The following is a 7,407-nucleotide window of genomic DNA, read 5'->3' as shown; positions in this document are numbered from 1 at the left end:
ATGACAGTCACACCCTGTCGCCGCCCGCGGTGTCACCCCCGCACCACCCCGTCGTGGACCGCCCGCGCGGCCGGCCCGAGCCCCAGGAGGACGAACCCATGTTCCCCATCACCGACGACCAGAAGGCCCTGGTCGACGCCGTCCGCGACTTCGCCGAGCAGCGCGTCGCCCCGCACGCCCTCGACTGGGACGCCGAGTAGCATTTCCCGGTGGACGTCCTCGCCGAGGCCGGCGAGCTCGGCCTGGGCGGCATCTACGTGGGGGAGGAGCACGGCGGCACCGGCCTGGAGCGCACGGACGCGATCCTGATCTTCGAGGAGCTCGCGAAGGCGGACCCGGCCTTCGCCGCCTACATCTCCATCCACAACATGGTGGCCTGGATGATCGACTCCTTCGGCAGCGACGAGCAGCGCGCCCGCTGGATCCCCGATCTCGTGGGCATGGCGCACCTGGCCAGCTACTGCCTGACCGAGCCCGGCGCCGGCTCGGACGCGGCCGCGCTGAAGACCCGCGCCGTCCGCGACGGCGACCACTACGTCCTCAACGGCGTCAAGCAGTTCATCTCCGGCGCCGGCGCGTCCGACTGCTACGTGGTGATGTGCCGCACCGCGGACACGGGCGCCCGGGGGATCTCCGCCGTCGTGGTCCACAAGGACACCCCCGGCCTGTCCTTCGGCCCCAACGAGAAGAAGATGGGCTGGCACACCCAGCCCACGCGCCAGGTGATCTTCGAGGACGTCCGCGTGCCCGTGGCCGACCGCCTCGGCGAGGAGGGCGACGGCTTCCGCATCGCCATGAAGGGCCTCAACGGCGGCCGCCTGAACATCGGCGCCTGCTCGATCGGCGGCGGCCTGGCCGCCCTGGACAAGGCCACCCGCTACCTCAAGGAGCGCAGCGCGTTCGGCGAGCCGCTCACCACCAAGCAGGCCCTCGTCTTCGAGCTGGCGGACATGTCCGTGAAGCTGGAGACCGCCCACACGATGCTCATGCGCGCCGCGGACGCCCTGGACCGCAACGACCCGGACACCGTGCGCCTGTGCGCCATGGCCAAGCTCGTGGCCACCGAGTCCGGCTACGAGGCCGCCGACACCGCCCTGCAGCTGCACGGCGGCTACGGCTACCTGCACGAGTACGGCGTGGAGAAGCTCGTCCGGGACCTGCGCGTCCACCGGATCCTCGAGGGCTCCAACGAGATCATGCGCATGATCGTGGGTCGCGGCCTGATCGGCTGACGCCGGGGGGCCCGCACGGTCGCCCCCACAGCACGGCGCCCCGCGGTCACCACACGTGACCACGGGGCGCCGTCCGTCGGGGCGGGCTCAGCCGAGCTGCAGCGGGTCCACCCCGGTCACGGGCTCGAAGTGCCCAGCCACGTCCTCGGCCGAGACGTCCTCGAGCCGGGCCGGACTCCACGCCGGATCCTTGTCCTTGTCCACGAGCAGCGCGCGGATGCCCTCGGCCATGTCCGGCTCGCGCATCAGGTGGGTGCCGATCGTGAACTCCTGACGCAGCGCGTCGGCCACGGTCAGGTCCGCCCCGCGTGCGGCCAGCCGGCGCTGGGCCTCGTGGGCCACGGCGACGGCGGTCGGGGACTTGGTGCGGATGGCCTCGGCGGCCTGCCCCGCGGCCTCGGCATGCTCCCCGCCCGCGGCGGCGCGCTCGTCCAGGGCGGCGAGGACCTCGGCGGCCGACTCCCGGCCGTAGGCGTCCTCGATCCACTCCCGGCCGGCCACCAGCGCGGACGCGGGCCGTGCGTCCTCGGCCACCGCGAACCGGGCCAGCACCTCGTCGGCGGCGGCGAAGGCGGCCTCGTCGCGCCCGCCCGCGTCCGCGGCCGAGCCGAGGGCGCCGAACGCCGCGGCGAGGGCCTGCTCGAGCTCGTCCAGCCGGGCGGACTCCACGAAGACGTCCGCCAGACCCAGGGCCACCGCGTCGGAACCGGAGGCGTGCGCCGAGGTCGCGGCCAGGTGCCGGCCCGCCTGGAAGGGTGCGCGGGCGAGGTGGAAGGAGCCGCCGACGTCGGGGGTGAACCCGATCGCCGTCTCGGGCATGCCGGCGCGGGTCCGCTCGGTGGCCACGCGATGCGAGCCGTGCGCGGACACGCCCATGCCGCCGCCCAGGACGATGCCGTCCATGAAGGCCACGTACGGCTTGGGGTAGGTGGCGATGCGCTCGTTCATCGCGTACTCGTCGCGGAAGAACTGCTCGGCCTCCGCGAACCGCCCGGCCAGGAGCGAGGAGCGCAGGGAGACGACGTCACCGCCGGCGCACAGTCCCTTCTCCCCGGCGCCGCGGATCAGCACGCCGCGCACGGCGGGGTCCGCGGCCCAGTCGGTCAGGGCCGCGTCGATCGCCCGGACCATGTCCTGCGTCAGCGCGTTCAGGGCGCGCGGACGGTTCAGCGTGATGCGGCCGAGGCCGTCGCGGACCTCGAGGAGCACCTCGTCCGCCGCCCCGTCCCGTGCGGCCGTGGGGGCCGTCGTCGCCGTGGTCTGCGCGCCGCTCATCGGTGCTGCCACCGCGCCTCGCGCTTGGCCGCGAACGCGTCCATGCCCTCCTTCTGGTCCGCCGTGGCGAACGCGGCGTGGAACACGCGGCGCTCGAAGGCGATGCCCTGGGCGAGCGTGGTCTCGAACGCGGCGTTGACGGCCTCCTTGGCCATCCAGGAGGCCGGCTTGGACTTGGACGCGATGGTCGCGGCCACCTCCAGCGCCTCCTCGAGGGCCTTCTCGTCGGCCACCACGCGGGAGACGAGCCCGATGCGCTCGGCCTCCTCCGCCCCGATCATGCGGCCGGTGAGGATCATGTCCATGGCCTTCGCCTTGCCCACGGCGCGGGTCAGGCGCTGGGAGCCGCCCATGCCGGGGATGACGCCGAGGTTGATCTCGGGCTGGCCGAACTTCGCGCCCTCGCCGGCCACGAGGACATCGGCCATCATGGCCAGCTCGCAGCCGCCGCCGAGGGCGTAGCCGGTCACGCACGCCACGATGGGGGTGCGGGCACGGGTGAGCCCGTCCCAGCCGGCGAACCAGTCGGCCGCGTACATCTCGGAGAACTCCTTGGTGGCCATCTCCTTGATGTCCGCGCCGGCGGCGAACGCCTTGGGGGAGCCGGAGAGCAGGATCGCCCCGATCTCCGGGTCGGTGTCCAGCTCCTGCACCGCCGCGACGACGGCGCGCATCGTCGCCTCGTTCAGCGCGTTCAGGGCCTTCGGCCGGTTCAGGCGGATGTGGCCGACCCGGCCCTGCCGCTCGACGATGATCGGCGACTCGGCGCCGTCCGGGGTGGTCTGCTCGCTCATGCCTCGCTCCTGTCCGTGTGTGATGCTCGGATGTCCTCGATGATGCCGGAAAAGTCGCGGGCGGCGCCTTCTCCGGCGGCGTACTCGGCGTATTTGGCCTGCGCGAGGCGGCCCAGGTCGGCCGCCACGCCCTGCTCGTCCAGGGCCGCGAGCGCGAGCCCGAGGTCCTTGGCCATCAGGGCACCGGCGAAGCCGGGCTGGAAGTCCCGGTTCGCGGGGGAGCCGGGGACGGGGCCGGGCACCGGGCAGTTGGTGGTCAGGGACCAGCACTGCCCGGAGGCCTTGCTCATCACGTCGTACAGGGCCTGGTGCTGCAGGCCCAGGCGCTCACCCAGGACGAAGGCCTCGGCGACGGCGATCTGCGTGACCCCCAGCACCATGTTGTTGCAGATCTTCGCGGCCTGGCCCAGGCCGGCGGCCCCACAGTGCACGATCCGCGCGCCCATGACCTCGAGCAGCGGCAGCACCTCGGCGTACACCTCGTCCGAGGCGCCCACCATGAAGGCGAGGGTGCCGGCCTCGGCGCCCACCTGGCCGCCCGAGACCGGCGCGTCGGCCGCCCGCATGCCCGCCGCCTCCGCCGCCGCGGCCGCCTCGCGGGCCTCGGCGACGTCGATGGTCGAGCAGTCCAGGAACACGGTGCCGGGGCGGGCGGCGGCGAGCAGGCCGCCGTCGCCGTCCTCACCCCGGTAGACGTCCAGCACCAGGCGTCCGTGGGGGAGCATGGTCAGCACGACGTCGGCCTCCGCGGCCGCCGCGGCCGTGTCCGTGACGGTCTCGACGCCGGCCGCGCGGGCCTTCTCGAGGGCCTCGGGGACGAGGTCGAAGCCGAGCACGCGGTGACCCGCGGCGCCGAGGTTGGCGGCCATGGGGCCGCCCATGTGGCCGAGGCCGAGGAACAGAACGGTGGTCATGGGGTCCTCCTGGTCAGGACGGGCTGCGGGGCGGTCAGGAGCCGGCCGGCATCACGAAGCTGGCGCCCTCGCGCACGCCGGAGGGCCAGCGCGTGGTGACGGTCTTCGTCTTGGTGTAGAACTTCAGCCCGTCCGTGCCGTGCTGGTTCAGGTCGCCGAAGCCGGAGGCCTTCCAGCCGCCGAAGGTGTAGTAGGCGATCGGCACGGGGATCGGCACGTTCACGCCGACCATGCCGGTGTCCACGCGGGTGGAGAAGTCGCGGGCGGCGTCGCCGTCGCGGGTGAAGATGGCCACGCCGTTGCCGAACTCGTGCTCGTTCACGAGCGTGAGCGCCTCCTCGTAGTCCTTCGCGCGGACCACGGAGAGCACCGGGCCGAAGATCTCCTCGCGGTAGATGCTCATCTCCGGGGTGACGCGGTCGAACAGGGTGGCGCCCACGTAGAAGCCGTCCTCGTGGCCCTCGACGACGACGCCCCGGCCGTCCTCGACCAGGTCGGCGCCCGCCTCGACGCCGGCCGCGATGTAGCCCTCGATGCGCTCCTTCGCGTCCTTCGAGACGACGGGGCCGAAGTCCGAGGACGCCTCGAGCGACGGGCCGACCCTGAGGTCCTTCACGCGCTCGCGGAGCAGCGCGATCAGGCGGTCGGCGGTCTCCTCGCCGACCGGGACGGCCACCGAGATCGCCATGCAGCGCTCGCCCGCGGAGCCGAAGGCGGCGCCGACCAGGGCGTCGGCGGCCATCTCGAGGTCCGCGTCCGGCATGACCACGGCGTGGTTCTTGGCCCCGCCGAAGCACTGAGCGCGCTTGCCCATGCGGCCGGCGTGCGCGTAGATGGACTGCGCGATCGGGGTGGAGCCGACGAAGCCGACGGCCTTGACGCGCGGGTCCTCGATGAGCGCGTCCACGGCGGCCTTGTCGCCGTGCACCACGTTGAGGGCGCCGGCGGGCATGCCGGCCTCGAGGGCCAGCTCGGCCAGGCGCACCGGGACGGAGGGGTCGCGCTCGGAGGGCTTGAGGACGAAGGCGTTGCCCGCCGCCAGGGCGATGCCGGCCTTCCACAGCGGGATCATCGCCGGGAAGTTGAAGGGCGTGATGCCCACGGCCACGCCGAGCGGCTGGCGCATGGAGTGCACGTCGATGCCGGTGCCCGCGTCGGCGGTGAACTCACCCTTGAGCAGGTGCGGGGCGCCCGCGGCGAACTCCACGACCTCGATGCCGCGCTGGATGTCGCCCTTGGCGTCCGGGAAGGTCTTGCCGTGCTCCTGGGCGAGCACGGTGGCCAGCTCGTCCATGTTCTCGTTGATCAGGTCGACCCAGCGCAGCAGGATGCGGCCGCGGCGCTGCGGATTCAGCGTCGACCACGCGGCGAAGCCCTCCTCGGCGGAGGCCAGGGCGGCGTCGATCTCCTCGGCGGAGGCCAGCGCCACGCGGCCCGCCACGCGGCCCGTGGCCGGGTGGTGGACGTCGCTGTGCCGACCGGAGGCGCCCTCGCGCCGCTCGCCGTGCACGAAGTGGGGGATCACGGGGGCGGTCTCGGTGGGCGCGGTCTTCTCGGACATGGGGGCTCCTCGCGGGTCCAAGCGGAAGGCGGACGCCGGGCGGCGCCGCCCACGGCGGGCGGGGCGGGCCCGGCCGTGCGTGTGATCTGGGTTACTCGTCCGCTAATCTAGGATGAGAACGTAGGACATGCAACTATCGAAATCGGGGGGTATCCCGAGGAGGAAGGGAGGGTCCGCCCATGGACCTGTCGAACCAGAGCGCGATCGTCACCGGCGGGGCCTCGGGCCTCGGCCATGCCACCGCCCGCCGCCTGGCGGACGCGGGCGCCGCCGTCGTGGTGGTGGACCTGCCGGACCGCGAGCGCGAGACCGTCCGCGCGGACGCCGTGGCCGCCCTCGGCCCCCGCGCGCGCTTCGTGACCGGCGACGTCACCGCCGAGGACACCGCCCGGGAGGCCGTGGCCGCCGCGCTGGAGGCCGGGCCGCTGCGGGTGCTGGTCAACTGCGCCGGCGTGGCGACGCCGGGCAAGCTCGTGGGCCGCGACGGGCCGCTGTCCGCCGAGGTGCTGAGCCGGGTCCTGGCGATCAACACGGTCGGCACCGTGTCGATGATGGCCCAGGCCGCCGCCGCGATGAGGACGCAGGAGCCGCTCGGCGAGGACCGCGGCGTCATCGTGAACACCGCGTCCGTGGCGGCCTACGACGGGCAGATCGGCCAGATCGCGTACTCCGCCTCCAAGGGCGCCGTGGTCGCGCTGACCCTGCCCGCGGCCCGCGAGCTCGCCTCCTCGCAGATCCGCGTGGTCACGATCGCCCCCGGCCTCATGGAGACGCCCATGATGGCCGGCCTGCCCGAGGCCGCCCGCGAGGCGCTGTCCACCAAGACCCCGCATCCGGCCCGCCTCGGCCGGCCCGAGGACTACGCGCTGCTCGTCGAGCAGATCGTGTCCAACCCGTTCCTCAACGGCGAGGTCATCCGGCTCGACGGCGCCGTGCGCCTCGAGCCCCGCTGAGCCGCGCGGCCGGAGGCCGCGGAGAGCGTCAGGAGGAGGTGTGCTCCGCCGTCGGGGCGCTCAGGCGTCGAGGCCGTCGACCTGGAAGTCGCCGGCCTCGGCGCGGAACCGGCCGAGGACGTCGATGAGGGTGTCCACGTCCGCCGGACCGAAGCCGGAACGGCCGAAGACCTCGGCGTTGAGCGTCTCCGTGGCGGCGACGGCGACGCGCCGGCCCTCGTCCGTGAGGGCGAGCACGAGCGCGCGGCGGTCCGACTCGTGGGGGGTGCGCTCCACCAGCCCGGCGGCCTCGAGCCGGTCCACCGCATTGGTCACCGAGGTGGGGTGGACCTGCAGGAGCGCGGACGCCTTGGACATCCGCATCCGCTTCTCGCGCGAGAAGTTCAGCAGCGCCAGCAGCTCGTACCGCGCGAAGGTGAGCCCGTAGGGCTTGAGCGCGGCCTGCGCCCGACCCAGCAGGATCTGCTGGGCCCGCATGATCGAGGTGATGGCGGCCATCGGGCGGGCGACGTCACCCCATCCGTGACGCTCCCAGTTCCGGGCGGCCTCCCGGATGGGGTCCTGGGCGAGGGGTGGCTTCTTCATGGCGCTCCAGACTAGCTGTTGTGGGTCATGAGGTTCTTGCCACGGGGTACGGGCTGAGATGAGACGAGCGGGCCTCTCCGGGCGTGTCAGATG

The 7,407-nt window shown here is 73.4% G+C and carries 6 protein-coding genes and 1 pseudogene; 2 read left to right on the top strand and 5 right to left on the bottom strand.

The window, feature by feature from the left end; all coding sequences use genetic code 11:
• Positions 1-98: 98 nt before the first annotated feature.
• A pseudogene (locus QL983_RS09505) lies at positions 99-1,232 on the top strand (acyl-CoA dehydrogenase family protein).
• An 87-nt stretch (positions 1,233-1,319) separates the two neighbouring features.
• Here QL983_RS09505 and QL983_RS09500 read toward each other — a convergent pair.
• From QL983_RS09500 to QL983_RS09485, 4 genes are read right to left on the bottom strand one after another with little or no spacing between them, the layout of a single operon-like run.
• Positions 1,320-2,507 (bottom strand): enoyl-CoA hydratase/isomerase family protein, encoded by a 1,188-nt coding sequence (locus QL983_RS09500; protein ID WP_060974189.1) that lies wholly within the window; start codon positions 2,505-2,507, stop codon positions 1,320-1,322.
• The gene (locus QL983_RS09495) at positions 2,504-3,301 is read right to left on the bottom strand and encodes an enoyl-CoA hydratase (RefSeq protein WP_060974190.1); all 798 of its coding nucleotides are present in this window, start codon (positions 3,299-3,301) and stop codon (positions 2,504-2,506) included. Before QL983_RS09495 ends, QL983_RS09500 begins: the two co-directional genes overlap by 4 nt.
• Positions 3,298-4,215: a 3-hydroxyisobutyrate dehydrogenase gene (mmsB, locus tag QL983_RS09490; RefSeq protein ID WP_144861904.1), complete on the bottom strand. Its 918-nt coding sequence runs from the start codon at positions 4,213-4,215 to the stop codon at positions 3,298-3,300. The genes QL983_RS09495 and mmsB overlap by 4 nt, the downstream gene beginning before the upstream one ends.
• 34 nt (positions 4,216-4,249) lie before the next feature.
• Complete coding sequence (locus tag QL983_RS09485) at positions 4,250-5,776, bottom strand: CoA-acylating methylmalonate-semialdehyde dehydrogenase (protein WP_145951209.1); 1,527 nt, start codon at positions 5,774-5,776, stop codon at positions 4,250-4,252.
• A gap of 179 nt (positions 5,777-5,955) precedes the next feature.
• Between QL983_RS09485 and QL983_RS09480 the strand changes: the two genes are divergently transcribed.
• Positions 5,956-6,729, top strand: coding sequence for an SDR family NAD(P)-dependent oxidoreductase (locus QL983_RS09480; protein ID WP_095695286.1), 774 nt, complete (start codon positions 5,956-5,958; stop codon positions 6,727-6,729).
• Between the two features lie 60 nt (positions 6,730-6,789).
• Here the strand turns inward: QL983_RS09480 and QL983_RS09475 are convergent, their stop codons facing one another.
• Positions 6,790-7,314: a MarR family transcriptional regulator gene (locus QL983_RS09475; RefSeq protein WP_145951210.1), complete on the bottom strand. Its 525-nt coding sequence runs from the start codon at positions 7,312-7,314 to the stop codon at positions 6,790-6,792.
• Positions 7,315-7,407 lie beyond the last annotated feature (93 nt).

Origin of the sequence: Micrococcus sp. APC 4021 (genome assembly GCF_030407635.1) — a bacterium.
GTDB lineage: Bacteria > Actinomycetota > Actinomycetes > Actinomycetales > Micrococcaceae > Micrococcus > Micrococcus luteus.
The sequence above is the reverse complement of the archived record's forward strand: the minus strand, read 5'-3'. Positions and strand labels throughout refer to the sequence as shown.

Excerpts from the sequence above, each read along its gene's own strand:
- QL983_RS09500 (WP_060974189.1), bottom strand. The coding sequence starts at position 2,507 with ATGAGCGGCGCGCAGACCACGGCGACGACGGCCCCCACGGCCGCACGG.
- QL983_RS09495 (WP_060974190.1), bottom strand. The coding sequence starts at position 3,301 with ATGAGCGAGCAGACCACCCCGGACGGCGCCGAGTCGCCGATCATCGTC.
- mmsB (WP_144861904.1), bottom strand. The coding sequence starts at position 4,215 with ATGACCACCGTTCTGTTCCTCGGCCTCGGCCACATGGGCGGCCCCATG.
- QL983_RS09485 (WP_145951209.1), bottom strand. The coding sequence starts at position 5,776 with ATGTCCGAGAAGACCGCGCCCACCGAGACCGCCCCCGTGATCCCCCAC.
- QL983_RS09480 (WP_095695286.1), top strand. The coding sequence starts at position 5,956 with ATGGACCTGTCGAACCAGAGCGCGATCGTCACCGGCGGGGCCTCGGGC.
- QL983_RS09475 (WP_145951210.1), bottom strand. The coding sequence starts at position 7,314 with ATGAAGAAGCCACCCCTCGCCCAGGACCCCATCCGGGAGGCCGCCCGG.